Below are 26,401 nucleotides of genomic sequence, written 5' to 3'. Positions count from 1 at the left end.
AATAGGGCAGGCGGGTCAGCCGTTTGCCACCTCTCATGAAGAGACGGAACCGGTCGATGGCACAACCACCCGCAATAGCACTTCCCAAAGCCAATCCCAGCATACGCGATATCGGGTTTGCCCTCGGTATCATGGTCATCCTGTGCGTGCTGTTCCTGCCGATCCCGCCGTTTCTGATCGACCTTGGACTGGCTTTCTCGATCGCGTTCTCCGTGCTGATCCTCATGGTGGCGCTCTGGATCAAGAAGCCGCTGGAATTCTCGTCTTTCCCGACGATCCTGCTGATCGCGACGATGACGCGTCTGGCGCTGAACATCGCCACGACCCGCGTCATCCTTTCGCACGGCTATGAAGGGCACGATGCCGCCGGCGGCGTCATCGCCGGCTTTTCCAGCCTGGTCATGTCCGGCGATTTCGTCATCGGTCTGATCGTCTTCCTGATCCTCATCACCATCAACTTCATCGTCATCACCAAGGGTGCGACCCGTATCGCCGAAGTGGGCGCCCGCTTCACTCTCGATGCCATCCCCGGCAAGCAGATGGCGATCGACGCCGATCTTTCCGCCGGCCTCATCGATGAGAAGGAAGCGCAGCGCCGCCGCCGCGAACTGGAAGAGGAAAGCTCCTTCTTCGGCGCGATGGACGGTGCCTCCAAATTCGTACGCGGTGACGCGGTTGCCGGCCTTCTGATTACCTGCATCAACGTCTTCGGCGGCATCATTATCGGCTATTTCCGTCATGGCATGCCGATCGGCCAGGCTGCCGACGTTTTCGTGAAGCTCTCCGTCGGCGACGGTCTGGTTTCGCAGATGCCGGCGCTCATCGTCTCTCTCGCTGCCGGCCTTCTCGTTTCGCGCGGCGGCACGGCCGGCTCTACCGACCAGGCCGTCGTCAATCAGCTGAGCGGCTATCCGCGCGCGCTCGCCGTCTCGGCGGTTCTCATGGGCATCCTAGCCATCATGCCTGGCATGCCCTTCCTTCCCTTCGTTTTCCTTGGCGGCCTGATGGCTGCCGGCGCCTGGTTCATTCCGCGCCAGATCGAAGCCGAGAACAAGCTTCGCCGCGATGCTGAAGAGCAGAAGGTGATGCAGACGAAGGAAATGGAAAAGGATTCGGTCAAGTCGGTTCTGAAGACTGCCGAAATCGAACTGGCGCTCGGCAAGATCGTCTCTACCCGCCTGCTCGGCGCTCACCAGGAGCTCGCCTTCCGCGTCGGCAAGATGCGTAAGAAGTTCGCGACGCAATACGGCTTCGTCGTGCCGGAGATCAAGGTTATCGACGACATGGCGATTGCCGACAAGTCGTATCAGATTCGCATCCACGGCACGACGATCGCCTCCAACATGCTGCGTGTCGGCGAAGTGCTTGTCGTCACAGGTTCCGGCCGCAAGCCGACCGTTCCGGGTGATGAGATTCGCGAACCCGCTTTCGGCATGCCCGCCGTCTCCGTTCTCGAAGCCTTTACCGAGGATCTGAAGCGCGAGGGTTTCCAGCCGATCGACAACGTCTCCGTCGTGCTCACCCATATGAGCGAAGTCATCCGCAACAACCTGCCGGCATTGCTGTCCTACAAGGACGTCAAGATCCTAATCGAACGTCTCGATCCGGAATACAAGAAGCTCGCCGACGAAATCTGCTCGTCGCACATGTCCTATTCCGGCCTGCAGGCCGTGCTGAAGCTGTTGCTTGCCGAACGCGTCTCGATCCGCAACCTGCACCTCATTCTCGAAGCGGTCGCTGAACTCGCGCCGCATGTGCGCAAGACCGAGCAGATCGTCGAGCACGTGCGCGTACGCATGGCGCAGCAACTCTGCGGCGATCTGGCCGATAACGGCGTGCTGCGCGTCCTCAGACTCGGCAGCAAATGGGATCTGATTTTCCACCAGGCGCTGAAGCGCGACCAGAAGGGCGAAATCGTCGAATTCGACATCGACCCGCGCAGCCTGGAAGAGTTCAGCGAGCAGGCCGGAAAAGTTATCCGTGAATACATGGACCGGGGCATGCCCTTCGTTCTTGTCACGTCGCCGGAAACGCGCTCCTATGTACGCATGATCATCGAACGCCTGTTCGCGACGCTTCCGGTTCTGTCGCATGTGGAATTGGCCAAGGGGATCGAGATCAAGATTCTAGGTTCGATTTCATGATTTCAGACCCGCAGGGGACCATTCTGGCGTTGTTCGTCGCCTTCTGCCGCATCGGCGGCTGCATGATGGTCCTCCCGGGATTTTCCTCCGGTCGCGTTCCCCCGCAGATCAGGCTGCTTCTTTCCGCAGCACTGACGATGGCGATCCTGCCGTTGCTCTGGAACACGATCTATCCGCAGGTGTCGAAGGGCGATGCGAACTATATCGGCCTCATCTTTACCGAAACCGTCATCGGATTGATGTATGGGATGATGGCCAGGATCTATACGCTGGGCCTGCAATTCACCGGCACGGTCATATCGATGATGATCGGATTCAACGCGCCCGGCGGCGCCGACATCATCGAGGAATCGAACGAAACATCGCTCACCAGCCTCGTCAGCTTTTGCGGGCTGATGATTCTCTTCATTATGGATTTTCACCATTATGTTTTGCAGGCGCTGGTCGATTCCTATTCGGTCATCCCCTTCGGTGGCCACATTGAGCCGCGCGCCGCGCTGATCTCGATTACGGATACGCTGGAGACGACCTTCTTCATCATGCTGCGGCTGGCAAGCCCCTTCGTGCTCTACGGCCTGATGTTCCAGATTTCGATCGGCTTCATCAACAAGCTGGCACCGCAGATACCGATCTATTTCATTTCCACGCCGTATCTGCTGATGGGAGGGCTGTTCATGCTCTATCTCAGCATCGCGGCCCTGGTCAGTCAGTTTTCCAGTGCGTTCCTCACCGTCTTTAACGGGCATTAGCCCGTAGGCGGACAGATGACGAAGCCCGATTCGGGCAGGGCCGGCAAAAGCAGCCGGCGGGTAGGTAGACGATGGCGGAGAAAAACCGCTCCGAAAAACTGAAGCGCCTGGTCGCAGTGCAGCGCCATCTGGAACGGATGGCGGAAAACGAGCTTGCCGATACGACCCGGCAGCGCGCCGAAGTGACGGAAGCGATGGAGCGGGTCATGGTTGCCATCGGTTCGGTCGATCCGGTGCACATGGCGTTCTCGATCCATTACGCCGAGCGTTACGGCCGCCTGATGATCCGGGATCAGCAGCTGGAAAGCATCCAGACGCTCATTCAGATGAAGGTCCAGCAGGAGCGCACCAAGGCCGACAGGCTGGAAGAGCACATGAAGGATGCGCGCGAGCTCGAATTGCGAGAATCGGACGACAATGCCGTCTACGATATCATCGATCAGCGTTTCGCCGGCGCAACGCCAGCCTCCAGCAAGGTTCAAAAATAATAATCGTCGCGATCATGGAGCGGGATTCGCAGCGTTGGGTTGCCGACCTGCTCTAACAGTTTGATTCGACATGTCCTGAGATAGGCGCTGAGCTGCGCATTTTCCGGATATGCGAGAGCAGAAGGAGACGTGACGTGGCTATTTCGCCTCCGAGTGATTTGGTCCTCGATGTCGTCAAGGCGGCAAATCCCGCCGATGTCGAGGCCGCGCAGGCCAAGCTTGCTGCCAATCGGGCCGCTTTCGCCGCCACCAGCCTGGCCGAAAACGGCAATGGCTTCGGCGCGACGGTGGATGCGATGAACAGCGCCGCCACCCAGGCGGGCCTCGCCAACGCCAGTACGCATGTGGCTGGGACCAAGGTCCCGCAGGCCTATCGCAAGTTCGAGTCCATGGTGCTGCAGAACTTCGTGAAGAACATGCTGCCGAGCAGCGAGACGCTCTACGGCAAGGGTTCCGCCGGCGAAATCTGGAAGGGCATGATGGCCGAGCAGTTGGGCGACACGATCTCCAAGAATGGCGGCGTGGGCATCGCTGAGAAAATGTACAAGGAGCAGGTCGACAAGATGCGCAATACCGGCGCCATCCACTCCGCGACCGATGAGAATGACAAGAAGATGGCGCTTAGTGCGATTACCGATTTTCAGCGCAAGACGCTGGCCGCCGCCGATGCCGATAATGACGGCAACAACAGCATCACCAACCAGAATTCGTTGACGTCCTAGAAAGCATGAGCGAGGAAACAAACATGGAAATGATGTCGCAGGACTATCGGATCAAGTCTGTCCTTGGCCGCCTGGAGATGATCATCGACAATGAGAACAACCGGATCGGCACCGACCCGGAATTCGATCTCAAGGTATCGAACGCTCACAAGAGCCGCTGCCTTTACGAATTGTCGATGCTGTTTCGCGATACCGATCCGGCCGATCTCGCCGCCGCCCATATCGAGCAGCTGCATGATCTGAAGAAGAAGCTGGTTCTGAACGCCCGCCGCGTCGAGGCTCATCTCGAGGCCGTGCGCGCCGTCGCCGAGATTTTGAAGAATGCCGTGCAGAATGCCGATGCGGATGGCACCTATTCGCAGGAGCAATTCCGCGTCCGTGAGGCCGGATGATCAAGCTCGTTATCACCGGCCTGTGGGTCTGCGCCGTAACATTGGCCTCGGTCTATTTTTCGGTGCAGGTGGCGACGGCGCCCGCGATCAGTCCTGATGACGCCAAGAAGGCGCAGCAGGAGCTCGTCAAGGGCGAGTCGATCAACGTCCCCGTTATCTCCAACGGCCAGGTGACCGGCTATTTCCTGACGCGCATTTCCTTCATGATGGAAAAGGGCAAGGCGAATGCGTTTCAGATACCTCTGCCGGAGTTGACGACCGACGAGCTCTTTTCGCTGTTGATCGGCAACAAGACGATCGATATCTCGCATGCACAGAATTTCGACGTTGCCGCCTTCCGCGCCGATCTGAAGAAGCGGATGAACGAGCGGCTCGGCGGCGATTACGTCGCCGACGTGCTGATCGAACAGCTTGACTATCTCTCCAAGGAAGAAACCCATGGCGGGGAAAGCGTGGGCAAGAGAACGGTCAAGCCTGTCAAGGTCGTGCAGGATGCGGCCAAGGACAAGGTGCCGGTCGAGTAATATTTCCCGGCCGCAAGATGTCGATTCACGCAAGAATGTAAGCAATATCTTACATTCTGCAGATATGCTTAACAGATCCCTGCTGACATCCGGCAAATCCAACCTTCCTTCCTAACGGAAAGTTGGATTTGTCTTGCTATAAACTCCTCCAAGCCATGCCTCCCAGTCGCCGCACCGATGAACGGTGAGGGGCATGGGCTTTATGCGTACCCGCATCATGCGCGTTAGCGATGCCGGGCAGGAGGGTGTTGGATTGAACCAGGTAGCCGATTTTGCCGTCGTCGCGTCGCGCCGCATGATCTTCGATCTGCCGGTATGCGATCTGGGCTGGGATGACGCGCTGACGTTTGTCAACGAGCTTGCGTCCCTGCCGGTCGGACAGACCTCGATCTCCTTCGTCAATGCCCATAACATGCTGGTCATGCTGCGCGATGACAGCTACCGCAATGTCCTTGAGCATAATCTGGTTCTTCCTGACGGCGTTGGCCTCGACATCGCATCGCGCGTCGCTCATGGCGAACCTTTCCCGGCCAATCTGAACGGCACGGATTTCGTGCCCGCGCTGCTGACATTCATGGAGCGGCCGAGGCGGATCGGTCTCTTGGGCGGCAAGCGCTCCGTCGTCGAGAAGGCAGCGGAGAAATTTCGCCAGCACGCCCCGTGGCACCAGTTCATCGTCGTATCGGACGGTTTCTTCGATCCGGCGCGGAGCAATGCAGTGACCGCGGAAATCAGCCGCCAGAAGATCGACGTGCTGATCGTCGGAATGGGCACGCCGCTGCAGGAAAAATGGGTTGCCGAACATGTCGGGCCGCAGCATGCACGCCTCGTCCTGACCGTCGGCGCTTTGTTCGATTTCATTTCCGAGACGGTGCCGCGGGCGCCAAGGCTCGTGCGTGCGATGCGCAGCGAGTGGCTGTTTCGTCTGGTGTTGGAGCCGAATAGGCTCTGGCGGCGTTACATGCTGGGCATACCGCTATTCTTCTATCAGGTTGTCAGGCATCAGTTCGGTCGCAAGGAGCGCGTCCTTCGCGCAGAGCCGCATCCTTTGCCGCAGCGGCGTATTGCCCCGCCGAATAAATTAGCAAGCTAGTATTTGCGGGCTTGGCGTTAACTCTTTCTTTGGCATGAAATTTTAGAGTGGGTTAACCATTTGCATTGGTCTCGGACCATGTGCGCGAGATAACCCGCCATGTTTGAAAGCAAAGCCAGGACCGGATTCCACCCCGACGATGCGGAAACCCAAAAGGTTTCGCGGCGATCCGTCCGGCATATCTCCCCTTACGATGAAGATGATGGCTTGGGTAGCACGGTGAACTTACGCGCTGCCAACTCCGACGACCCGCGCGATGCAGAACTGCGCGCCATCCTGCGCAGACGGTTGAATGGCGATCCCTATCCGGTGTCCGGTCGAGGACGATCGCCGGAGATCGGAACGGCGGCTGAGCAGACGGAAGATGTCTCGCACGTCTACCGCCCGGAACGCCGCGAAATATCCGAGCAGGCATCGGAGCCTACGCCCGATTTGCTGGAATTCGTGCCCGATCTGCTTGAAGGCATAGGGGAGCTTCCGCGGCAGGTCGCCCTCGCTCCGGTTGTCGTTGAACAAGTATCTCGGGCCGGACGCTGGTCCCTCAGCTTTGGCGCTCTCTGTTTCATTGCCGCGGCCGCGCTGATGGGGGCGGCTATTCCCACCCTGCTTGCCCCGCCGCCGCTCTATGTGTCGCAGGCTGTTTTGCATGCGGAGGGCGAAGGTCGCGGGCGTCAGGCCCTGCTGGATGTCGCGGCGACGCGTCTCGTCGCTCCAGCCGTATTGTCTGACATTGTCGCCAGGATGAAGCTTGACCGCGATCCGGAATTTACCGGCAGTCGCGCAGGCGCTCTCGGAGTTGCCGTCGAGCTGCTTTCCGGCAGCGGCAACGCATCCGACGCGCCGTCACGCGCGCAGGCAACGCTGCGCAAAGACATTGCCGTCGATATCGATAATCAGACGGGTCTGCTACGTCTCAGCGTTACGTCGGGCGATCCTGCCAGATCGGCCGATATTGCCAACCGGCTTGTTATCGCTTCCCTTTATGATCCCGCTGTTGCAAAGGCGGCCGGTACGTCGCTTGAGGTCGAAACGGCGGCTGATCGCAGCCGAAAGGAGCTCGATCGCGCCTCCGCCGCCCTTGCCGAATTCAAGGCGCGCTATGGCGAAGACAGGATTGCTGCGGCGGAAGCGCTCCGGCAGCAGCGTCAGCAGCTGGATGCGCAGATAAAGGCAGCCGATCTGGCGGTACGCACCGCCAAGGCCCGTCTCGCGGCCGTCAAATCGGCCACGCTGGCATCGGTGCTGACCGGTGCATTGTCAGGCGATCTTTCGTCGCCGGGACTTGATGATCTGCGCAGCCGTTACAACGCCGCCAAATCACAGCTGACCCAGCTCTCGGTGCAGCTCGGCCCGCGCCATCCTCGCCTGCTTGCACAGCAGGCCACCGTCGATGATCTTGCGGCCAATATGCGCAGCCAGCTACAACGTCTGGCCGTCAGCAGCGAAGCGGACGTGAAAGCGGCTCTTGAGAAACAGGCTTCTCTCTCTTCGCAAATGACTGCCGTCAGTCAGGCGGGGAGCGATGTCGATCTCGGCCGTCTCGCACAGCTCCAGAATGCCGTCGCGACAGCGCAGAGCCACTATGAGGCGGACCAGCAGAATGCCGCCATGACGGTGTCGGAAGCCAAGCCACCGCTGACGGTATTGTCCCAGGCGGTCGCTTCCGCCGCGCCGCTGGATGATCATCTTGCGAGCAATCAGGCTGCTGGCTTCCTCGCGGGGTTTGGCCTGGCACTTTGCGCCATATTCCTGCGCAAGTGGCTGGCCAGCGCGGAACTGGCAGAAGACCAAGCGGACGAGGAGAGCATCATGCCGATGGCTCACGCTTTGCATCATGACGATGATATGGAGCTCCCATCATTGCCGGCGATCGCGCCGGAACCATCGGCTGCTCTTGTTTCCGATGGTGCAGATCGGCTCGATATGGCGGACGAGTGGGTCCGCATCCAGCAGGAACTTGCATCCCTCCGTGCCAAAGTCGAAACCTACGCGGTGCGCCGGCATCAGGATCGCGGCTGAGCGCCCCATCGTTTTACCTTGCAATTACCGCTTTCAGACACCATAGGGCGTTGGCAGGCAACTCCCTCGGGCGGATGGCCTGTAGATTGCCAGCGAATTCATGATCGGGAGACGAGCGTGACGACAGTGATCGACGGTAAGAAAGCGGCGGCTTCGGTGATCGAGGCCGTGAAGGCTGCAGCGGCTGGGCTTGAGGCGGAGGCCGGTGTGAAGACCGGGCTTGCGGTCGTCATCGTCGGCGATGATCCGGCCAGCCACGCCTATGTGAACTCCAAGAGCAAGATGGCCAAGGAGTGCGGCTTCAAGTCCATCCAGCACACGCTGCCGGCGGAAACGACGCAGGAAGAACTAGCGAAGCTCGTGGCTTCCCTGAACGACGATCCCTCTATCCACGGCATTCTCGTGCAGCTGCCGCTGCCGAAGCATCTGAATTCCGATGCGATCATTCAGTCGATCCGTCCTGAGAAGGATGTCGATGGCCTACATGTTGTCAATGCAGGCAAGCTTGCGACCGGCGATCTCGAAACCGGGCTGATCTCGTGCACGCCGGCCGGCGCCATGCTTTTGGTACGCTCCATCCATGGCGAGGACCTGTCGGGGCTGAATGCCGTCGTCATCGGCCGCTCCAACCTGTTCGGCAAGCCGATGGCGCAATTGCTGCTTTCCGCCAATGCGACGGTGACCACGGCGCATTCGCGCACGAAGGATCTCGCCTCGGTGGCAAGAGGCGCCGATATTCTGGTGGCGGCTGTGGGACGTCCGGAGCTGGTCAAGGCCGATTGGGTGAAGCCCGGTGCCACCGTCATCGATGTCGGCATCAACCGGATCGAAGCACCGGAGCGCGGCGAAGGCAAGAGCCGGCTGGTGGGCGATGTCGCCTATGGTGAAGCATCCGAAGTCGCCGCCGCGATCACGCCGGTTCCAGGCGGTGTCGGACCGATGACGATCGCCATGCTGATGGCCAATACCGTCATCGCTGCCCATCGCGCCGCGGGTCAGAAGCCGCCGAAATTCTAAACAGATATCAGTCGGCCGGCGCAACGCCGGTCGATGCGCGTACGATCAGTTCCGCCTTCCACAATTCCTGCGCAGGAAATGTTTCGGTGTGCTTGATTTCCCCGATGAGCCGTTCGGCGATGCGCACGCCGGCGGCTCGCAGTGATGAGCGCGTGGTCGTCAGCGGCACGGTGAAGTTTTCCGGCTTGAGCAAGGTCAACACGTCGTCATGGGCAATCATCGAGATGTCCTCGCCAAGCCTGAGCTTTGCCTGATTGATGGCGCGAACGGCGCCGAGCGCCAGCACCGTACTCGAGCAAAGCACGGCCGTCGGGCGCTTATCTTTTTCCATCTGCAGAATGCGTTCCATGACGAGCAGGCCCTGTTCGTCCGTCATCGGCGTATGGCTGGTGCAGGCCTCCTCAAGCGCCAGGCCACGTTCGGCGAGGGCCGCATCCACGCCGTTCTTCCGGCGAATGGCGAAATCGAGGTAGATCGGGCCGTTCAGAAGAGCAAAGCGCCGATGGCCGAGCTGCAGCAGCAGCTTCGTGGCATCGTAGAAAGCGGCTTCGTTGTCGAGATCCAGGAAGGGATAGTCCGGCTCGGAGCCGATCGATCGTCCATGCACGAGGAAGGGCATGGAGAGCGACTTCAGCATTTCCAGGCGGGGGTCGTGGCCGCGCATATAGTTGACGAACAGCGCGTCGACATTGCCGCTGGCGGCCAGCCGCCGCAAGGCGCCGACCTCATCATTCGGATCCGCCGGAGTCAATACGAAATGGAAGTCGTGCCGCAAGGCTTCTTCGCCAAGGCCGGTCAGAAACTCCGAGAAGTGCACATCCGAGGAATTTCCGGGTGAGGTCGGCATGACGAGCCCGATTGAGCCGGCTTTGCCGGTCGCTAGTCTCTGGGCCGCCTTGTTCGGTCGGTAGCCGGTTTCCCGAACCGCTTTGAGAACGCGCTCGCGAGTCTCGCGATTGACCTCCGGATATCCGTTCAATGCCCGGCTGACTGTCGTCTGCGACAGCCCGAGCATGTGCGATAGCTGTTTCAGATTCACGGTATTTCGGCTCCTCCAACTGCATGCCGCCACGATGCCGAGACAACCTCCCGAAAAGTCTCAGGCTTTCAAAGCGCTTTCAATTATGTAGCAGCAGAAGCGTGGGAAACAAGATAATTAGTGAAAAATCGACATGCATTCTATGCTGCAACGCGAGAATTGCTGTGTATACTGGCTGAAATCTGAAAATCGCTTGACTTTATCCCGCTCTCAATGGATGACAGGAGTAGCCAAAGCGCTTTGAGGAATGGGGCGCGCAGCACAAAACGGTGCCGGGCTCATGGGTTTCGTTATTAGGGAGGACAACCGCATGAAGAAAATGTTTCTGATGACCGTCGCTGCCGCCGCTCTGGTGGCCGGTACGGCGATGGCTGCCGATCTGAAGTTCCAGCCGGGCCAGGACTCCAAGTTCAACTGGAAGAGCTATGACGACTTCAAGGCGGCGCATGCCGACCTGAAGGGCGAGACGCTGACCATCTTCGGCCCCTGGCGCGGCGAGGACGAGGCTCTCTTCACCAGCGTCCTGAACTACTTCACCGAAGCGACCGGCGTAAACGCCAAATATTCGTCCTCGGAAAACTACGAGCAGCAGATCGTCATCGACACGCAGGCGGGGTCGCCGCCGAATGTCGCCATTCTCCCGCAGCCGGGCCTGCTCGCGAACCTTGCCAGCAAGGGCTATCTAACGCCGCTCGGTGATGATCTCTCGTCCTGGGTCAAGACCAATTACGGCGCCGGCGACAGCTGGGTCGGCTACGGCACCTACAAGGGCAAGGACGGCAAGGACGCCTTCTATGCCTTCCCCTACAAGGCCGACCTGAAGTCGCTGGTTTGGTATGTGCCTGAGAATTTCGAGGAAGCCGGCTACAAGGTTCCGACGACCATGGAGGACCTGATCAAGCTTTCGGATCAGATCGTCAAGGATGGCGGTACCCCCTGGTGCATCGGCCTCGGTTCTGGCGGTGCGACCGGCTGGCCGGCAACCGACTGGGTGGAAGATCTGATGCTGCGTCTGAATACGCCGCAGGATTATGATCACTGGGTCGATAACTCGCTGAAGTTCAACGATCCGAAGGTCGTTGCGGCGATCGATGAATTCGGCAAGTTTGCAAAGAATCCGAAATATGTTGCCGGCGGTGTTGCGGCCGTTGCCTCGACCGACTTCCGTGACAGCCCGAAGGGCCTCTTCACGGTCCCACCGAAGTGCTACCTTCACAAGCAGGCATCCTTCATCCCGTCCTTCTTCCCGGAAGGCACCAAGCTCGGCCAGGATGCGGACTTCTTCTACTTCCCGCCCAGCGCCGCGCATCCTGAACTCGGTAAGCCGGTTCTCGGTGCCGGCACGCTGGCAGCCATCACCAAGGATTCGAAGGCCGCTCGCGCCTTTATCCAGTTCCTGCAGACGCCGATCGCCCAGGAAGTCTGGATGGCCCAGTCCGGCTTCCTGACGCCCTACAAGTCCGTCAACACGGCTGCCTACGCCAACGACACGCTGCGTAAGGAAGGCGAAATTCTGACCACGGCGACCACCTTCCGCTTCGACGGTTCCGACCTGATGCCGGGTAAGATCGGCGCAGGCTCGTTCTGGACGGGCATGGTGGATTTCGTCGGCGGCAAGTCCGCTCAGGATATAGCCGACGGTATCCAGAAGTCCTGGGACGCCATCAAGTAAGACATCATAGCCCTGCCGTCGCCGGCATTTCGCCGGCGGCGCCATACTGCATATAACGACGCGCCCTTCAGCGCGGCCGATGCCCGACTGATGGACAAAAGCAGAGAATTCGGGGAGGGAAGGGATGTTTTCGCAGATCGTATCGGCGATTGGCGCCATGATATTCGGCGTTGCCATTTGCGCCGCTTATTTTTGGTTCTCCAACAAGTTTCTGGACGTGATTTTCCCGGCGCGGGAGGGTGACGACGTCCATCAGGCGGCTGTCAATCTTCGCCGCCGTGGCCTCATCCGCCCCTGGCTGTTTTTGGGGCCGGCACTGCTCCTGCTCGTCGTCTATCTCGTCTATCCCGTCGTCGCGACCTTCATCCTGTCCTTCTACGGGCCGGACGGCAGCAAATTCGTCGGCGGTGCCAACTATATGTGGGCGCTCAACGACACCGAATTCCGCCAGTCGATCTTCAACAACATTCTCTGGTTGGCCGTGGTTCCGGCCGCCTGCACCTTCTTCGGCCTCGTCATCGCCGTCATGACCGACCGCATCTGGTGGGGCAACATCGCCAAGGCCGTCATCTTCATGCCGATGGCGATTTCCTTCGTCGGCGCCTCGGTCATCTGGAAATTCATCTATGAATATCGTGGCGGCACCGACGCGCAGATCGGCCTACTGAATGCCATCGTCCAGTTGTTCGGCGGCACGCCGGAGGTCTGGATCACCATTCCGTTCTGGAACAACTTCTTCCTGATGGTCATGCTGATCTGGATCCAGACCGGTTTTGCCATGGTCATCCTTTCGGCGGCCCTGCGCGGCATTCCGGAGGAGACGATCGAAGCGGCCGTCATCGATGGCGCCAATGGCTGGCAGATCTTCTGGAAGATCATGGTGCCACAGGTCTGGGGCACGATTGCCACGGTTTGGACCACGATCACCATCCTTGTCCTCAAGGTGTTCGACATCGTGCTCACCATGACCAACGGTCAATGGAACACGATGGTGCTCGCCAACCTGATGTTCAACTGGATGTTCCGCGGCGGCGGCGACAGTGGTCGAAGCGCCGTCATCGCGTTGGTCATCATGATCGCGGTCACGCCGATCATGATCTGGAACATTCGCCGTGCAAACGCAGAAACGAAGGGGCGCTGACATGATTGGAAATCTCGGTCGCATCGGCCCCGCCCGCATCTTCGTTCACGCCGCGGTATTGCTCATCGTCCTTATCTGGCTGTTGCCGACGCTCGGCATCTTCGTCACGGCACTGCGCGACAAGGATCAGATCGTCGCTTCCGGCTGGTGGACGGCCTTTGCCGGCTCGTCGCGCACCACGGCAGCCCGCCTCGACGGTCCGGATAAGGCAAAGCCGGACGGCGCAAATTTCGTGATATCAGGCACGCTCGCCGTCGAAGGCGGCGGCAAGATCCAGTCCTTCGGCCTGCGCGTACAGGAGCCGGCAGCCTACAAGGCTGGCGCTCCCGCCGCGCTGGAAAATGGTGAGACGCTGACAATCAACTCTGACGGAAGCTATCGCTATCAGAAGAATGGCCCGTTCGAAGCTGATGCGCGGGCGAAGCGCGTCTATTTGACGGTCGCCACGCCGCCGCAATTCACGCTCGACAACTATCGCAACGTGCTGGGCGGCGAGGGTATCGGCCAGTCCTTCATCAACTCGCTGACGGTAACGATTCCCGCGACGGTCATTCCGATCCTGATCGCTGCCTTTGCGGCCTATGCGCTTGCCTGGATGGAGTTTCCAGGCCGCGCGATTCTGATTGCGCTCGTCGTCGGCCTGATCGTCGTGCCGCTGCAGATGTCGCTGATTCCGCTCCTGCGCATCTATAACGAGATCGGCCAGATGTTCGGCGTGCCGTCGAAGACCTATCCCGGCATCTGGCTGGCGCATACGGCCTTCGGTCTGCCGCTCGCCATCTATCTCCTGCGCAACTATATTGCCGGCCTGCCGAAGGAAATCATCGAATCCGCCCGCGTCGATGGCGCCAGCGATTTCGATATCTTCGTCAAGATCATCGTGCCGCTGTCATTCCCGGCACTGGCCTCCTTCGCGATCTTCCAGTTTCTCTGGGTGTGGAACGACCTTCTGATCGCGATGGTCTTCCTCGGCACCGACAAAGATCACCTCGTGCTCACGGCCGCCCTCAACGCGCTGCTCGGCTCGCGCGGCGGCAACTGGGAAATCCTGACGGCCTCGGCCTTCGTCACCATCCTTATCCCACTCCTCGTCTTCTTTGGTCTGCAGCGCTATCTCGTGCGCGGTCTGCTTGCCGGGTCGGTGAAGGGGGGCTGATTCAAAAACACGTACTTACTACAGGACCCATTCAGCATGAGCATTGCTCTTCAATCGGCTTCGGAAGTTGACAAGGACTGGTGGCGCGGCGCCGTGATCTATCAGATCTATCCGCGTTCCTATCAGGACTCCAACGGCGACGGCATCGGCGATCTCAAGGGCATCGCCGTCCGCCTGCCGCATGTCGCATCGCTTGGCGTCGATGCGATCTGGATTTCGCCGTTCTTCACGTCGCCGATGCGCGATTTCGGCTATGACGTCTCCAATTACGAGGACGTCGATCCGATCTTCGGTTCGCTCGCCGATTTCGATGCGATGGTGACGGAAGCTCATCGTCTCGGCATCAAGGTGATGATCGATCTGGTGCTGTCGCACAGCTCGGATCGCCATCCCTGGTTCGTCGAGAGCCGTTCGAGCAAGAATAACCCCAAGGCCGACTGGTACGTCTGGGCCGATGCCAAGCCGGACGGCACGCCGCCCAACAACTGGCTGTCGATCTTCGGCGGCTCGGCCTGGGCGTGGGATCCGACCCGCATGCAATATTACCTGCACAACTTCCTGACCTCGCAGCCGGATATGAACCTGCATAATCCCGAGGTGCAGGATCGCTTGCTTGACGTCGTACGTTTCTGGCTCGATCGCGGCGTCGATGGCTTCCGCCTTGACACCATCAATTTTTACTTCCACGACAAGGAATTGCGCGACAACCCGGCGCTGGAGCCCTCGCGCCGCAACGCCTCCACCGCGCCGGCGGTCAATCCCTATAACTTCCAGGAGCATCTCTACGACAAGAATCGTCCCGAGAACCTGGAATTCCTGAAGCGCTTCCGTGCCGTCCTCGACGAATATCCGGCGATTGCCGCCGTCGGCGAAGTGGGCGACAGCCAGCGTGGCCTCGAAATCGTCGGCGAATACACCTCCGGCGGCGACAAGATGCATATGTGCTACGCCTTCGAATTCCTGGCGCCGGATGCACTGTCGCCGGATCGCGTCGAAGAGGTGATGAACGACTTCGACACGGCTGCTCCAGAAGGCTGGGCGTGCTGGGCCTTCTCCAACCACGACGTCGTGCGCCATGTCAGCCGCTGGGGCAATCTGGTGGCGGACCGCGATGCTTTCGCCAAGCTCTATGCGGCGCTGCTGCTGACCCTGCGCGGCTCCGTCTGCCTCTATCAGGGTGAGGAACTGGCGCTGACGGAAGCCGATCTCGCCTATCAGGACCTGCAGGACCCCTATGGCATCCAGTTCTGGCCGGAATTCAAGGGGCGAGATGGTTGCCGTACGCCGATGGTCTGGGACAGCCAGGTGGCGCAGGGAGGCTTTTCCACCGTCAAACCTTGGCTGCCGGTGCCGGTCGAGCATATTCTGCGCGCCGTCAGCGTCCAGCAGGGCGATGAAAATTCGGTGCTGGAGCAGTACCGTCGCTTCCTCGCCTTCCGGAAGCAGCATCCGGCCTTCGCCAAGGGCGAGATTGCCTTTTCGGAGCCGCAGGGCGACGTGCTGATCTACACCCGCACTTATGCCGGTGAGACCATTCTCTGCGTCTTCAACATGAGCCCTGTCGAAACGCTGGCAGCCCTGCCTGATGGCAATTGGCAGGCGTTGACGGGACACGGATTTACCAGCAACAACTACGGCAACAAGATCGATATTCCGGCCTGGGGCGCCTACTTCGCGCGTCTTGCCTGACCTTTGGGAGGAGGAAGCATAATGACGGGACTTGTTCTGAAGGATATCAAGAAATCCTACGGCAGCGTGCATGTGCTGCACGGCATCGATCTGGAGATCAACGAAGGCGAATTCATCGTCTTCGTCGGCCCCTCCGGCTGCGGCAAGTCCACCTTGCTCAGGATGATCGCCGGCCTGGAGAGCATCACGGCCGGGGATATGATGATCGCCGGGCAGAAGGTGAATGAGGTGCCGCCGTCGCGGCGCGGCATTGCCATGGTCTTCCAATCCTACGCGCTCTACCCGCATATGACGGTCTACGACAACATGGCCTTCGGCATGCGCATCGCCGGCGAAAGCAAGCAGGAGATCGCCCGTCGCGTGAGGGCGGCGGCAGCGAGCCTGCAACTCACGCAATATCTGGAGCGTCTGCCGAAGGCACTTTCGGGTGGTCAGCGCCAGCGCGTCGCCATCGGCCGCGCCATCTGCCGCAATCCGAAGGTCTTCCTGTTCGACGAGCCGCTGTCGAACCTCGACGCCGCGCTCCGTGTCGCGACCCGCATCGAGATCGCCAAGCTCAGCCAGTCGATGCCAGAGACGACGATGATTTACGTCACCCACGACCAGGTGGAGGCCATGACGCTGGCCGATCGCATCGTGGTGCTGTCAGCCGGCCGCGTCGAACAGGTCGGTGCACCGCTCGAGCTTTACGAGCGCCCGGCCAATCTGTTCGTCGCCAAGTTCATCGGCTCGCCCGCCATGAACATCATCCCGGCGACGGTAACCGAAACCGGCTCGACGACCACCGTGACGCTGACGGGCGGCAAGGCCGTGACGCTGGATGTTCCGACGACGGCCGACGAGAAGGGCAAGACGGCGAGCTTCGGTGTGCGTCCGGAAGACCTGCGCGTCGCAACCGGTGACGACTATCTCTTCGAAGGCGAGGTTTCCATCGTCGAGGCGCTTGGCGAAGTGACCCAGCTCTATCTCGAAGGTCTGGTCGATGGCGAGCCGATTATCGTCAAGATTCCCGGCATTGCCGATATTCATCGCGGGCAGAAGATGCGCTTTACGGCCGACCGGCAGAAGCTGCATCTGTTCGATGCCAGCGGCCATTCCTATCGCAAGTAGTGGCTTACGGGAGCGTCGCCGGCTCAAACAAAGGTGAATAACAAAATTCATCTTGGGCCGGCGCGTTCAAACCTTCTGTTAAAGACCGGCTGATAGTCTCCCTCCATAATATACTTCAGGGGTCTACCAAGATGGCCGCGTTCGGCAGAGCTAATTCGGGTCAGCATTTCCTCAACAAAGAAGAATCCTTCATGTATGACCGCGAGGTGCGGTTCCGCATGGAAGATACGATGAATGCGGCGCGCCTCGAATACACCGAAAAGGGTGTGATGAACCTTGCGTCCCGCCGCTGCGATATTATTCGTATCTCGCAGAGCAGTGCGGTTCTCGCGATCCTCACCCAGTATAATCTGCCGAAGCAATTCTATCTGGATATCCCCGACGCGCGCATTACCAAGATCGGCTGCGTGTTGATGAAGGTCTTCTCCAACAACACCGTCGAAGTTCGTTTCCTGCGTCTTCTCACCGAGAAGGAAATGAACAAGATCTTCGTCTACAGCACGCATCCGGCCCATAAGAACCGCGTGCTCGATATCCGCGCCTGATCGACGGCCACAAGAAACGGGCATAGCGATCCGTACGGCAGACGGTTCAGATTTCCGTCCGCCATTTTTCGAGCGCATCCTCAAGATATTTGATCAGCGGCAGTCTGCCATTTTCCCGCAACCATTTGTCGACCGACAGGCGCAGCGGACTGACTGCGATCATCGAAACCAGCCGCAGACCGTCTGGGTCCTTCGTCGGAAACAATTCGCACAGGGTTTGGTAGGCGATTTGCTCGAGCTCCAAAGAGTTGCCTCGTGCGCGGGCGCGCAAGATCTCGCTTTGACGTAAAAGCTTGGCAGTCTCCAGAAGCCGAGGCGCTTCCGCCTCGATACGGACCACAAGTCCCAGGGTGGCTTGATGGACGACCTCTAGGGGGCGCCCGGCTGAGGCACTCTCCATGATGCCAGTCCGCAGCGCATCCATATATCGGCGTTGATGCGCCAGAAGAATATCGTCCTTGCTCTTGAAGTAATAAAAGAAAGTCCGGCGGGAAATCCCGGCTGCTGCCGCAATCTCCTCGATTGTCGTTTCCTGATAACCTTTCTCAAGAAAGGATTTCATTCCGACGTCCGCTATGCGTTGAAAGGTCACGCGGCGCTTCTGTTGGCGCAGGCCTTCCGGCTTGGATGGTGCATCGTGCATTGGATCATTTTGGCATGAGTCGCAACGCCGCTCAAATCTGGCGCATGCCCCGTGGCTCCTTCTCTGTGGTCTCCATCTCTGGTGAAATAAATTCTCCGCTTCGCTCCCCGATTGCCGCAAATCGGCCGATATTAATATTACACTCAGTGCGATATTTAATGTTGATGCTGATGTTCATAACCCGGTGCAGGAGCACAAACATCCATGGCAGCCAATGCAATCTCAAATCACGATGGAAGTAAGACGTATGGTCCATATGCCGCCGAAAGCCGTCGGAGGCGCGATATTTGCTCGATGGCTCTGCTGTTGAGCGTGCTAGGAGGCTGTGCCGCCGCGCCGCTGGATCGGGCGGGATCCCTGCGATCCTATGATGGCCTGGCCCGATCGGACGGGCTGGTCGCACACTCGCTTCTGAGGGTGAGCAAGGACGATGTTCTTGCGGCCAAAACCGTGAAGATCATTCCCACGGCTTTTTCCATGCGCGCCGAAAACGCCGCCTTTACACCCAAACAGCGCGATCTCGTCACCAATGCCGTCGACAGGGCGCTTTGTTCCGGATTGAGCGAACGCTTTGCCGTCGTCGGTCTGTCCGAGCCAGCGGATTTGACCGTCCGCGCCGTCGTGACACAGGTCAGGGCAACGAATGCCACCGCCGTCGGAGTCTCGAAAGTTGCGTCTGTGGGCAAGAGCGTATTGCTGCCGGGTGTACCGGTTCCGGTTCCGCGTATTCCGATCGGCATGGGCAGCCTCTCGCTCGAGGCAGAGGCTTTCAATCCCCAAGGCGTACAGAAGGCTGTCATGATCTGGGGACGTGGCGCGAACGCATTTTTTGATTCGGGCACCATCGCCAAGGAAGGGGATGCCTATAGCCTCGCCGCCAAATTCGGCGGCGATTTCAGCAAGATGCTGGTCAAGGGCAAGACGCCGTTCGGCGCGGTGCCCTCGTTCCCTTCCAAGGCGAAATTGGCGGCCCTCGTCGGCCGCGCCCCGAAATACGATGCCTGCAAGGTATTCGGGAAGTCCCCCGGCGTGACAGGCTTCGTCGGAGCGCGCCTCGGCCTTCCGCCGGCATGGACGGACAAGGCTCCGCCGGCAGCAGGAAATACGGCATCGAAAGCTCCTTGAGCAGCCTTCGATGTCGCCCTGCCGAAATCCGGCGGACAATCTCAGTGGCGGAACAGGACGCTTGCGCCCTGATCCGCCGGCCCCGCGGCGTGGCGGAACGGTACGAAGAGCTCGCGGCCCATGCCGAATTCATTCTCCGAGAGATCGGCGACCACGGGCTCCCGCTCCGCCATATCGGCGGCATCGACGAGGACTTCCAGCGTACCGGCGATCGCATCGATGCGGATGATGTCGCCTTCGCGAATACGGGCGATAGGGCCACCGTCGACGGCCTCCGGCGTTACGTGAATGGCGGCCGGGACCTTGCCCGATGCGCCCGACATGCGGCCGTCGGTCAACAGAGCCACGCGGAAACCGCGATCCTGCAGCACGCCGAGTGCCGGCGTCAGCTTGTGCAGCTCGGGCATGCCGTTGGCCTTCGGTCCTTGGAAGCGGACGACGGCGACGAAATCGCGGTTCAGCTTGCCGTCCTTGAAGGCCTGCTGCATCTCGAGCTGGTCGTGGAAGATCACGGCCGGCGCTTCGATGATGTGGCGCTCCGCCTTGACGGCGGAAATCTTGATGACCGCCTTGCCGATATTGCCGCGCAGCATCTTCAGGCCGCCATTGCTCTGGAAGGGCGTGTCGATGCTTGCCAGCACTTTCGGGTCGTGGCTTTTGTCCGGGGCTGGCTCGCGCACCACATTGCCGTCAGCACCGAGCTTGACGTCGATGGAGTAGCTCTCGAGGCCCTGGCCGTAGACGGTGCGCACGTCGTCGTGCAGCAGCCCCTTCTTCAGAAGTTCCTTGATGAGGAAGCCCATACCGCCGGCAGCATGGAAATGGTTCACGTCGGCAAGCCCGTTCGGATAGACGCGGGCAAGCAGCGGGATGATGTCGGAAAGCTCGGAAATATCCTGCCAGGTGAGCACGATGCCGGCCGCGCGAGCCATGGCGACGATGTGCATTGTGTGGTTCGTCGAGCCGCCGGTCGCATGCAGGCCGACGACGCCGTTGACGATCGAGCGCTCGTCGATCATCTCGCCGGCCGGCGTGAATTCATTGCCCATGGCGGTGATGGCGAGTGCGCGCTTGGTCGCCTCGCGCGTCAGAGCCTCGCGCAGCGGCGTGCCGGGATTGATAAAGGAGGCGCCTGGCATGTGGAAGCCCATGATCTCCATCAGCATCTGATTGGAATTGGCCGTGCCGTAGAAGGTGCAGGTGCCGGGGCCATGATAGGATTTCGATTCCGCTTCGAGGAGTTCAGCGCGGCCGACCTTACCTTCGGCATAGAGCTGGCGTACGCGTGACTTCTCGTCGTTCGGCAACCCCGAGGTCATCGGGCCGGCCGGGATGAAGACGGCAGGCAGATGGCCGAAGGAGAGAGCGGCGATGACGAGGCCGGGAACGATCTTGTCGCAGACGCCGAGGAAGACGGCCGCATCGAACATATTGTGCGACAGGCCGACGGCAGCCGACATGGCAATCAGGTCCCGCGAGAAGAGCGAGAGCTCCATGCCGGGCTGGCCCTGCGTGACGCCGTCGCACATGGCCGGCACGCCGCCAGCCACCTGGGCGATACCGCCCGCTTGCGCCGCCGCCTCGCGAATGATCGCAGGATAAGTCTCAAAGGGCTGATGTGCCGAGAGCATATCGTTGTAGGAGGTGATGATCCCGAGATTGGGCACGCGGTCTCCGGCCAGCGCATCCTTCTCGGAGGGGGAACAGATGGCGAAGCCATGCGCAAGATTGGCGCAGCCAAGCACGGAGCGCTGCGCGCCCTTCGTTGCGGCATTGCGCAGGCGGTCCAGATAGCGTTCGCGCGTCGGCTTCGAGCGCTCGACGATGCGTGTGGTGATCTTGGAAATGCGGGCGTCAGCGGCCATGGTCGATCTGCCTCCGTCTGTTCTGCGCAATGCCCGAAGATCTGTCTCGGTGGGGCGTGGCGCGGGGTCCAAAAGTCAATGCTTTGTCGCTGCGCCCGCAAGGGCACATGGCGCAGCATAGGTTGCTGTGTCATTCAGGGTTCGATGACGAGGCCTGTCGGCCGTGTCAGGGAGCCCAATAAATCTCGACCGGGGAAGCCGCCCGTCGCAGCATGGAGCGGATCGGCATCTCGGTTTCCTCGCCCGCCGCTTCGGCTTTGGCGAGAACCTCTTTCTTTCCTTCTCCCTCGATATGGAGCACCAGCAATCGGGCATCCTGAAGGCTGGAGAAAGTGAATGTCAGCCGCGGCTCACCGGCACCTTCCGCTTCCATCGTGATGATGCCGCGCGGGGTGTTCGGATCGAGTGCGGTCTTGAGATTGCTGCCGCCGGGAAAGAAGGAGGCGGTGTGGCCGTCATTGCCCATGCCGAGAATGGCGACATCGAAGGGATGGCCGATAGCCTTGGTTTCTTCCGTGGCGATAACTGCAGCCTCTTCGACAGAGGCCGCAGCCTGATAGAGCGGAAGGAACTTGGCGGCTGCCGCCTTGTCCTTCAGCAGGTTTTCCTGAACGAGCAGGTGGTTCGAACGCGGATTGTCCGCCGGCACGAAGCGTTCGTCGACGAGGGTGATCGTCACCTTGCCCCATTCGATCGAGCGCGATGACAGCGCCTGGAAGAAGGCCTTCGGCGTCGAGCCACCGGAGACCGCGATGCTTGCGGAGCCGCGCGTCGCGACGGCGACCGAGAGGGTCTCGGCCACCTTGTCCGCGAGCTTGCCGGCGAGTTCGGCACCATTGGCAAAAGCATGCATATTCGCTGTCATCGTTATCGTCCCAGATTAGATATCGTCGTGCCAGGTGCGGCCGTCACGCTCGATAAGCGCAATAGCCTGGCTCGGACCCCAGGTGCCTGCCGTGTAGCCCTGCACCTGCTGGCTGGCTTCTTCCCAACCCTTGAGGATCGGGTCGACCCATTCCCATGCGGCTTCGACTTCGTCGCGGCGCATGAACAGCGTCTGGTTGGAGCGGATGACGTCCATCAGCAGGCGCTCGTAGGCATCCGGATTACGGACGTTGAAGGCAGACGCGAAGCTCATATCGAGTGAGACGTTGCGCAGGCGCATGCCGCCCGGGCCTGGGTCCTTGATCATCAGCGACTGCTTGACGCCTTCATCCGGCTGCAGGCGGATGATGAGCTGGTTGGCGACGATGCGGCCGGCAGCCTGATCGAAGATGGTGTGGGGAATGTGCTTGAAGGTGATGACGATCTCCGACATACGGCCGGCAAGACGCTTGCCGGTGCGGATGTAGAAGGGAACGCCAGCCCAGCGCCAGTTGCCGATTTCGGCCTTGATGGCGACGAAGGTTTCGGTGTTGGAAACGCCGCCTTCCAGTTCGTCGAGGTAGCCCTTGACCGGACCGCCTGCCGAGGCGCCGGCGCGGTACTGACCGCGAACCGTTGCTTGCTCGACGTTGGAAGCGTCGATCGGCTTCAGCGCGCGCAGCACCTTCAGCTTCTCGTCGCGAACGGCTTCCGAATCCATCGAGGAGGGGATTTCCATCGCGGTCAGGCAAAGCAGCTGCAGGATGTGGTTCTGTACCATGTCGCGCAGGGCGCCGGCGGTGTCGTAGTAGCCGGCGCGGCCTTCGAGACCGACCGATTCAGCGACGGTGATCTGGACGTGGTCGATATGATTGGCGTTCCATAGCGGCTCGTAGAGCGCATTGGCAAAGCGCAGCGCCATCAGGTTCTGCACCGTTTCCTTGCCGAGATAGTGGTCGATGCGGAAAATCTGCTCTTCCTTGAAGACCTTGCCGATCGTGTCGTTCAGCTGCAGGGCGGATGCAAGGTCGCGGCCGATCGGCTTTTCGACGACGATACGGGTCTGCTTGGTGATCAGCTTGTGATCGTGGATCTTCTGCGAGATGTCGCCGAAGATGCCCGGAGCGACGGCGAGATAGAAGGCGCGCACGCGCTCCTTGCCTTCGTCCAGGATCTTCTTGAGCTGATCCCAGCCGGCGTCGCTGCGGGCGTCAACGGGTACGTAGAACAGACGAGCGAGGAACTTCTTGACCTCGGCGTCGTCATATTCGCCCTTCTTCAGGTGTTCCTTGAGGGCGGCGTCGGCAAATTTGCGATATTCCTCATTGGAAAGCGCGCTGCGCGAAGCGCCGATGATGCGGGTTGGCTCGGAAAACTGACCTTCGACCTGACGATGGTAAAGAGCGGGCAGGAGCTTGCGTTCGGCAAGGTCGCCGCTGCCGCCGAAAACGACATAATCAAATGGTTCAACGGGAATGATCTGGCTGCTCATGAGCTATCTCTCAATCGGTCTTGGTTGAGGCCCCTTTTAATCTAATCGATTTAAAAAGGCCAGTGTGCATCGCAAAATTCAGATGCGCTTTTTAGAGCGGATTGCCGGCGGAAGAAATCATCTTCCGGTTTTCAAAACCTGTCGCGCAACGCAAACCACGAGAGCGCCAGGAACAACAGAGGCGCCCGCATGCGCGCACCGCCGGGGAAGGGCGGAATGTTCAGCTCCTTGAAGAGATGAAGCTCGTCCGCATTCCCGAGAACCGTTTTCGCATAGAGTTTACCGCAATAATTTGACAGCATCACCCCATGGCCGGAATAGCCGCCGATCGAGGTCACGCCCGGCATGACTTCGCGCACGAAGGGCTGGCGCGGCATGGTGATGCCGACCGAACCGCCCCAGGCATAGTCGATCCTGATATCGCCGAGAGCAGGATAGATTTCGGTGATTTGCCGGCGGATGTGCTGCGTTATGTCGCGCGGATTGTCTGATGTATAAGCCTCGCGCCCGCCGAACAGCAGACGTCCATCCCTCGATTTGCGGAAATAGCGCACGACGAATCGCGAATCGGCCACCGCCTCGTTGCCGGGAAGAACCTGCGGAAAGCGGTCGAGCGGTTCGGTCGCACCGATGAAGGAGCGGATCGGCATGACGTGACTTGCCGTCACCGGCTCCAGATTGCCGATGTAGCCGTTGCAGGCGATCAGCACGCGGTCGGCGGTGATCTCGCCGCCATCCGTTTCGATGATCGTCTTGCCGCCGGCCCGCTGAAAACCCTTCGCCTTGGTCATCTCGAAGAGAGACGCACCGGCCTCAGCCGCGATGCGGGCAAGGCCGATCAGTAGCTTCAGCGGGTGGATATGACCCGTGCCCATATCGCGAACGCCATAGAGATAGAACCTCGACCCCAGCCGCTCCTGGGTTTCGGCCTCATCCATGAACGTCATATGCGGATAGCCGTAGCGGGTCGCTGCGATCTCCGCACTGTCCATATAGTCGCGCTTGTAGCTGCGCTTATGCGTGACATTCATCTGGCCGGGCAGGAAATCGATGTCGATGCCATGCTCGGACGCGAAATCGAGAAGATGCCGCTTGGCATCTTCGGCCAGATCGAAGAGGGCCTTCGATCGCTCATAGCCAATTTTCTCTTCGAGCTCTTCCGGCCACCAGCGCTGGCCGGTGCCGAGCTGTCCGCCGTTACGCCCGGACGCGCCGTCGCCGAAGCGGTTGGCGTCGATCAGAACGACGTCGACACCGCCTTTGGCGAGGTTGTAGGCGGCCTGAAGGCCGGTATAGCCACCGCCGATGATCGCGACATCTGCGCGGCGCGAGCCGTCGAGCTTCGGATAGATCGGACGCGGGCCGACGGTCGCCTGGTAGAAGGAAAGGCCTGGAGCAATCGGGCTCTGCCAAGTTTCCTGCAATGTCATGGGCGATCTCCCTCACACGTTGAGCAGAAGGAATTCCCGCTCCCACGGGCTGATCACCTGCATGAAGGTCTCGAACTCGCCGCGTTTCACGCCGGCATAGATACCGATGAAATCCTGGCCGAAGACCTCTTCGAAGGCCGGCTCGTCTTCCATCAGTGCGATGGCTTCGAGGAGACCGCGCGGCAGGTCGATGGAGCCTTCGTTGGCGGAATCCTCGGTTGGCGCCGTCGGCTCCACCTTTTTCATGATGCCGAGCAGGCCGGAGGCAAGCGAGGCTGCGAGCGCCAGATAGGGATTGGCATCCGAGCTCGGCAGCCGGTTTTCCACACGTCTCGCCTGCGGATCGGAGATTGGCACGCGGAAAGCTGTGGTACGGTTGTCGTAGCCCCAGGCATTGTTGACAGGGCAGGACATGTTCGGCGCCAGCCGGCGATAGGAGTTCACATAGGGCGCGAGCATAGCGAGCGCATTCGGCACGAAGCGCTGCATGCCGCCGATGAAATGGAAGAATTCGGGCGAGGGACTGCCATCCGGATTGGTGAAGACGTTCTTGCCCGTCTCGATGTTCACGACAGACTGATGGATGTGCATCGCCGAGCCAGGCTGGCTCTGCATCGGTTTGGCCATGAAGGTCGCGTAGATGCCGTGCTTCAGCGCCGCCTCGCGGATCGTGCGCTTGAACATGAACACCTGGTCGGCAAGCTCGATCGGATCGCCATGGCGCAGGTTGATTTCCAGCTGCGCCGGCCCTTCTTCATGGATCAGCGTATCGATCTCAAGGCCCTGCTTCTCGGAGAAGTGATAGATGTCGTCGATCAGCTCGTCGAACTCGTTGATGCCGGCGATCGAATAGCCTTGGCCGCCGAGGATCGAGCGGCCGGAACGACCCTTCGGCGGGTGCAGCGGATAATCCGGATCGTCATTCTTGGCGACGAGATAGAATTCGATTTCCGGCGCCACCACCGGCTTCCAGCCGCGATCGCAATAGAGCCCCATGATGCGCTTCAGCACGTTGCGCGGCGTATAGGAGACTTCCTGTCCCTCGGAATTGACGATATCGCAGATGACCTGCGCGGTCGGATCCGTTTCCCAGGGCACGACTGACAGCGTCGACAGGTCGGGGACCAGCTTCAGGTCATTGTCCCGCGGCTCGTAGCGGAAGCTTTCGGTCTCTTCCGGATATTCGCCGGAGATCGTGTGTCGATAGATCGCCGAGGGCAGTGCCAGCGATGTGTTGGAGGTGAATTTCGATGTCGGCATCATCTTGCCGCGCGGCACGCCGGCAAGGTCCGGCGTGATGCATTCTATGTCCTCGATCCCGCGTGCCCGCAGCCATTGAGCCGCTTCCTTCCAGTTTGCCACGCCGCGCGCCGATCTCAGAGAAGGAGGGACTGTAGGGGCTTTCGAGACGGGTATGGAAGCTTTCAGCGGGGTCTTTCTCGCGGGCATAAAACACCGTATTTGGGTTGATCGGTGAGTGCA

The 26,401-nt window shown here is 60.1% G+C and carries 23 protein-coding genes; 16 read left to right on the top strand and 7 right to left on the bottom strand.

Translation table 11 applies throughout. The features are described from left to right. The first annotated feature begins 56 nt into the window (after positions 1-56). The 9 genes from flhA (at position 57) to folD (ending at position 9,148) form a co-directional block, all read left to right on the top strand. Positions 57-2,144 (top strand): flagellar biosynthesis protein FlhA, encoded by a 2,088-nt coding sequence (gene flhA, locus FBZ99_RS12130; protein WP_113355679.1) that lies wholly within the window; start codon positions 57-59, stop codon positions 2,142-2,144. Then, on the top strand, positions 2,141-2,893 hold the full coding sequence (fliR, locus tag FBZ99_RS12125; protein WP_069611338.1) for a flagellar biosynthetic protein FliR: 753 nt from the start codon (positions 2,141-2,143) through the stop codon (positions 2,891-2,893). Before flhA ends, fliR begins: the two co-directional genes overlap by 4 nt. Positions 2,894-2,964: 71 nt before the next feature. After that, on the top strand, positions 2,965-3,381 hold the full coding sequence (locus FBZ99_RS12120) for a hypothetical protein (RefSeq protein ID WP_069611339.1): 417 nt from the start codon (positions 2,965-2,967) through the stop codon (positions 3,379-3,381). Between the two features lie 134 nt (positions 3,382-3,515). Next, complete coding sequence (locus FBZ99_RS12115; protein WP_145633304.1) at positions 3,516-4,103, top strand: rod-binding protein; 588 nt, start codon at positions 3,516-3,518, stop codon at positions 4,101-4,103. A gap of 23 nt (positions 4,104-4,126) precedes the next feature. Beyond that, positions 4,127-4,495 carry a hypothetical protein gene (locus FBZ99_RS12110; protein ID WP_095433968.1) on the top strand — a complete coding sequence of 123 codons (369 nt, stop codon included), beginning with the start codon at positions 4,127-4,129 and terminating at the stop codon, positions 4,493-4,495. Beyond that, the gene (locus FBZ99_RS12105) at positions 4,492-5,019 is read left to right on the top strand and encodes a hypothetical protein (RefSeq protein ID WP_145633301.1); all 528 of its coding nucleotides are present in this window, start codon (positions 4,492-4,494) and stop codon (positions 5,017-5,019) included. Before FBZ99_RS12110 ends, FBZ99_RS12105 begins: the two co-directional genes overlap by 4 nt. 253 nt (positions 5,020-5,272) lie before the next feature. Then, a complete protein-coding gene (locus tag FBZ99_RS12100) occupies positions 5,273-6,112 on the top strand; it encodes a WecB/TagA/CpsF family glycosyltransferase (protein WP_113355693.1) in 840 nt (279 codons plus the stop codon). A 219-nt stretch (positions 6,113-6,331) separates the two neighbouring features. Continuing rightward, on the top strand, positions 6,332-8,131 hold the full coding sequence (locus FBZ99_RS12095) for a GumC family protein (protein ID WP_246661102.1): 1,800 nt from the start codon (positions 6,332-6,334) through the stop codon (positions 8,129-8,131). Between the two features lie 117 nt (positions 8,132-8,248). Continuing rightward, a complete protein-coding gene (folD, locus tag FBZ99_RS12090) occupies positions 8,249-9,148 on the top strand; it encodes a bifunctional methylenetetrahydrofolate dehydrogenase/methenyltetrahydrofolate cyclohydrolase FolD (protein WP_145633297.1) in 900 nt (299 codons plus the stop codon). A gap of 7 nt (positions 9,149-9,155) precedes the next feature. Here the strand turns inward: folD and FBZ99_RS12085 are convergent, their stop codons facing one another. Further along, complete coding sequence (locus FBZ99_RS12085; RefSeq protein WP_113330073.1) at positions 9,156-10,187, bottom strand: substrate-binding domain-containing protein; 1,032 nt, start codon at positions 10,185-10,187, stop codon at positions 9,156-9,158. Positions 10,188-10,497: 310 nt separating this feature from the next. On the opposite strand from FBZ99_RS12085, the gene FBZ99_RS12080 reads away from it, so the two are divergent. The 6 genes from FBZ99_RS12080 to FBZ99_RS12055 all read left to right on the top strand — a co-directional run bounded on the left by FBZ99_RS12080 (position 10,498) and on the right by FBZ99_RS12055 (position 17,500). Then, positions 10,498-11,859 (top strand): ABC transporter substrate-binding protein, encoded by a 1,362-nt coding sequence (locus FBZ99_RS12080; RefSeq protein WP_145633293.1) that lies wholly within the window; start codon positions 10,498-10,500, stop codon positions 11,857-11,859. A 124-nt stretch (positions 11,860-11,983) separates the two neighbouring features. After that, the gene (locus tag FBZ99_RS12075) at positions 11,984-13,000 is read left to right on the top strand and encodes a carbohydrate ABC transporter permease (protein ID WP_145633290.1); all 1,017 of its coding nucleotides are present in this window, start codon (positions 11,984-11,986) and stop codon (positions 12,998-13,000) included. Position 13,001: 1 nt separating this feature from the next. After that, positions 13,002-14,156 (top strand): carbohydrate ABC transporter permease, encoded by a 1,155-nt coding sequence (locus FBZ99_RS12070; protein ID WP_145633287.1) that lies wholly within the window; start codon positions 13,002-13,004, stop codon positions 14,154-14,156. A 36-nt stretch (positions 14,157-14,192) separates the two neighbouring features. Beyond that, positions 14,193-15,845: a beta-galactosidase BglA gene (gene bglA, locus FBZ99_RS12065; protein WP_113353777.1), complete on the top strand. Its 1,653-nt coding sequence runs from the start codon at positions 14,193-14,195 to the stop codon at positions 15,843-15,845. A gap of 21 nt (positions 15,846-15,866) precedes the next feature. Further along, positions 15,867-16,955 (top strand): ABC transporter ATP-binding protein, encoded by a 1,089-nt coding sequence (locus FBZ99_RS12060; RefSeq protein ID WP_145633284.1) that lies wholly within the window; start codon positions 15,867-15,869, stop codon positions 16,953-16,955. Between the two features lie 191 nt (positions 16,956-17,146). After that, complete coding sequence (locus tag FBZ99_RS12055) at positions 17,147-17,500, top strand: hypothetical protein (RefSeq protein WP_113330160.1); 354 nt, start codon at positions 17,147-17,149, stop codon at positions 17,498-17,500. A gap of 46 nt (positions 17,501-17,546) precedes the next feature. Here the strand turns inward: FBZ99_RS12055 and FBZ99_RS12050 are convergent, their stop codons facing one another. Next, complete coding sequence (locus FBZ99_RS12050; RefSeq protein ID WP_113353779.1) at positions 17,547-18,143, bottom strand: TetR/AcrR family transcriptional regulator; 597 nt, start codon at positions 18,141-18,143, stop codon at positions 17,547-17,549. Positions 18,144-18,437: 294 nt separating this feature from the next. Between FBZ99_RS12050 and FBZ99_RS12045 the strand changes: the two genes are divergently transcribed. After that, on the top strand, positions 18,438-19,268 hold the full coding sequence (locus tag FBZ99_RS12045; RefSeq protein ID WP_442966476.1) for a DUF3313 domain-containing protein: 831 nt from the start codon (positions 18,438-18,440) through the stop codon (positions 19,266-19,268). A gap of 41 nt (positions 19,269-19,309) precedes the next feature. Here the strand turns inward: FBZ99_RS12045 and edd are convergent, their stop codons facing one another. The 5 genes from edd to FBZ99_RS12020 form a co-directional block, all read right to left on the bottom strand. Next, positions 19,310-21,133, bottom strand: a complete 1,824-nt coding sequence (edd, locus tag FBZ99_RS12040) for a phosphogluconate dehydratase (RefSeq protein ID WP_145633281.1) — start codon at positions 21,131-21,133, stop codon at positions 19,310-19,312. A gap of 166 nt (positions 21,134-21,299) precedes the next feature. Next, on the bottom strand, positions 21,300-21,998 hold the full coding sequence (pgl, locus tag FBZ99_RS12035) for a 6-phosphogluconolactonase (protein WP_113330082.1): 699 nt from the start codon (positions 21,996-21,998) through the stop codon (positions 21,300-21,302). A gap of 15 nt (positions 21,999-22,013) precedes the next feature. Beyond that, the gene (gene zwf / locus FBZ99_RS12030) at positions 22,014-23,489 is read right to left on the bottom strand and encodes a glucose-6-phosphate dehydrogenase (protein ID WP_095433980.1); all 1,476 of its coding nucleotides are present in this window, start codon (positions 23,487-23,489) and stop codon (positions 22,014-22,016) included. 131 nt (positions 23,490-23,620) lie between these two features. Next, complete coding sequence (locus FBZ99_RS12025) at positions 23,621-24,919, bottom strand: NAD(P)/FAD-dependent oxidoreductase (protein ID WP_145633278.1); 1,299 nt, start codon at positions 24,917-24,919, stop codon at positions 23,621-23,623. 12 nt (positions 24,920-24,931) lie between these two features. Further along, a complete protein-coding gene (locus tag FBZ99_RS12020; protein WP_113390257.1) occupies positions 24,932-26,368 on the bottom strand; it encodes a glutamine synthetase family protein in 1,437 nt (478 codons plus the stop codon). Positions 26,369-26,401: the final 33 nt, after the last annotated feature.

The organism is Rhizobium sp. ERR 1071 (genome assembly GCF_007828675.1).
Taxonomy (GTDB): Bacteria; Pseudomonadota; Alphaproteobacteria; order Rhizobiales; family Rhizobiaceae; genus Rhizobium; species Rhizobium dioscoreae.
This window is presented reverse-complemented; position numbering and strand designations above follow the sequence as displayed.

What these genes read in the sequence shown, in the direction of transcription:
- flhA (WP_113355679.1), top strand. Translation starts at nt 57, where the DNA reads ATGGCACAACCACCCGCAATAGCACTTCCCAAAGCCAATCCCAGCATA.
- fliR (WP_069611338.1), top strand. Translation starts at nt 2,141, where the DNA reads ATGATTTCAGACCCGCAGGGGACCATTCTGGCGTTGTTCGTCGCCTTC.
- FBZ99_RS12120 (WP_069611339.1), top strand. Translation starts at nt 2,965, where the DNA reads ATGGCGGAGAAAAACCGCTCCGAAAAACTGAAGCGCCTGGTCGCAGTG.
- FBZ99_RS12110 (WP_095433968.1), top strand. Translation starts at nt 4,127, where the DNA reads ATGGAAATGATGTCGCAGGACTATCGGATCAAGTCTGTCCTTGGCCGC.
- FBZ99_RS12105 (WP_145633301.1), top strand. Translation starts at nt 4,492, where the DNA reads ATGATCAAGCTCGTTATCACCGGCCTGTGGGTCTGCGCCGTAACATTG.
- FBZ99_RS12080 (WP_145633293.1), top strand. Translation starts at nt 10,498, where the DNA reads ATGAAGAAAATGTTTCTGATGACCGTCGCTGCCGCCGCTCTGGTGGCC.
- FBZ99_RS12075 (WP_145633290.1), top strand. Translation starts at nt 11,984, where the DNA reads ATGTTTTCGCAGATCGTATCGGCGATTGGCGCCATGATATTCGGCGTT.
- FBZ99_RS12070 (WP_145633287.1), top strand. Translation starts at nt 13,002, where the DNA reads ATGATTGGAAATCTCGGTCGCATCGGCCCCGCCCGCATCTTCGTTCAC.
- bglA (WP_113353777.1), top strand. Translation starts at nt 14,193, where the DNA reads ATGAGCATTGCTCTTCAATCGGCTTCGGAAGTTGACAAGGACTGGTGG.
- FBZ99_RS12060 (WP_145633284.1), top strand. Translation starts at nt 15,867, where the DNA reads ATGACGGGACTTGTTCTGAAGGATATCAAGAAATCCTACGGCAGCGTG.
- FBZ99_RS12055 (WP_113330160.1), top strand. Translation starts at nt 17,147, where the DNA reads ATGTATGACCGCGAGGTGCGGTTCCGCATGGAAGATACGATGAATGCG.
- FBZ99_RS12050 (WP_113353779.1), bottom strand. Translation starts at nt 18,143, where the DNA reads ATGCACGATGCACCATCCAAGCCGGAAGGCCTGCGCCAACAGAAGCGC.
- FBZ99_RS12045 (WP_442966476.1), top strand. Translation starts at nt 18,438, where the DNA reads ATGGCTCTGCTGTTGAGCGTGCTAGGAGGCTGTGCCGCCGCGCCGCTG.
- edd (WP_145633281.1), bottom strand. Translation starts at nt 21,133, where the DNA reads ATGGCCGCTGACGCCCGCATTTCCAAGATCACCACACGCATCGTCGAG.
- pgl (WP_113330082.1), bottom strand. Translation starts at nt 21,998, where the DNA reads ATGACAGCGAATATGCATGCTTTTGCCAATGGTGCCGAACTCGCCGGC.
- zwf (WP_095433980.1), bottom strand. Translation starts at nt 23,489, where the DNA reads ATGAGCAGCCAGATCATTCCCGTTGAACCATTTGATTATGTCGTTTTC.
- FBZ99_RS12025 (WP_145633278.1), bottom strand. Translation starts at nt 24,919, where the DNA reads ATGACATTGCAGGAAACTTGGCAGAGCCCGATTGCTCCAGGCCTTTCC.
- FBZ99_RS12020 (WP_113390257.1), bottom strand. Translation starts at nt 26,368, where the DNA reads ATGCCCGCGAGAAAGACCCCGCTGAAAGCTTCCATACCCGTCTCGAAA.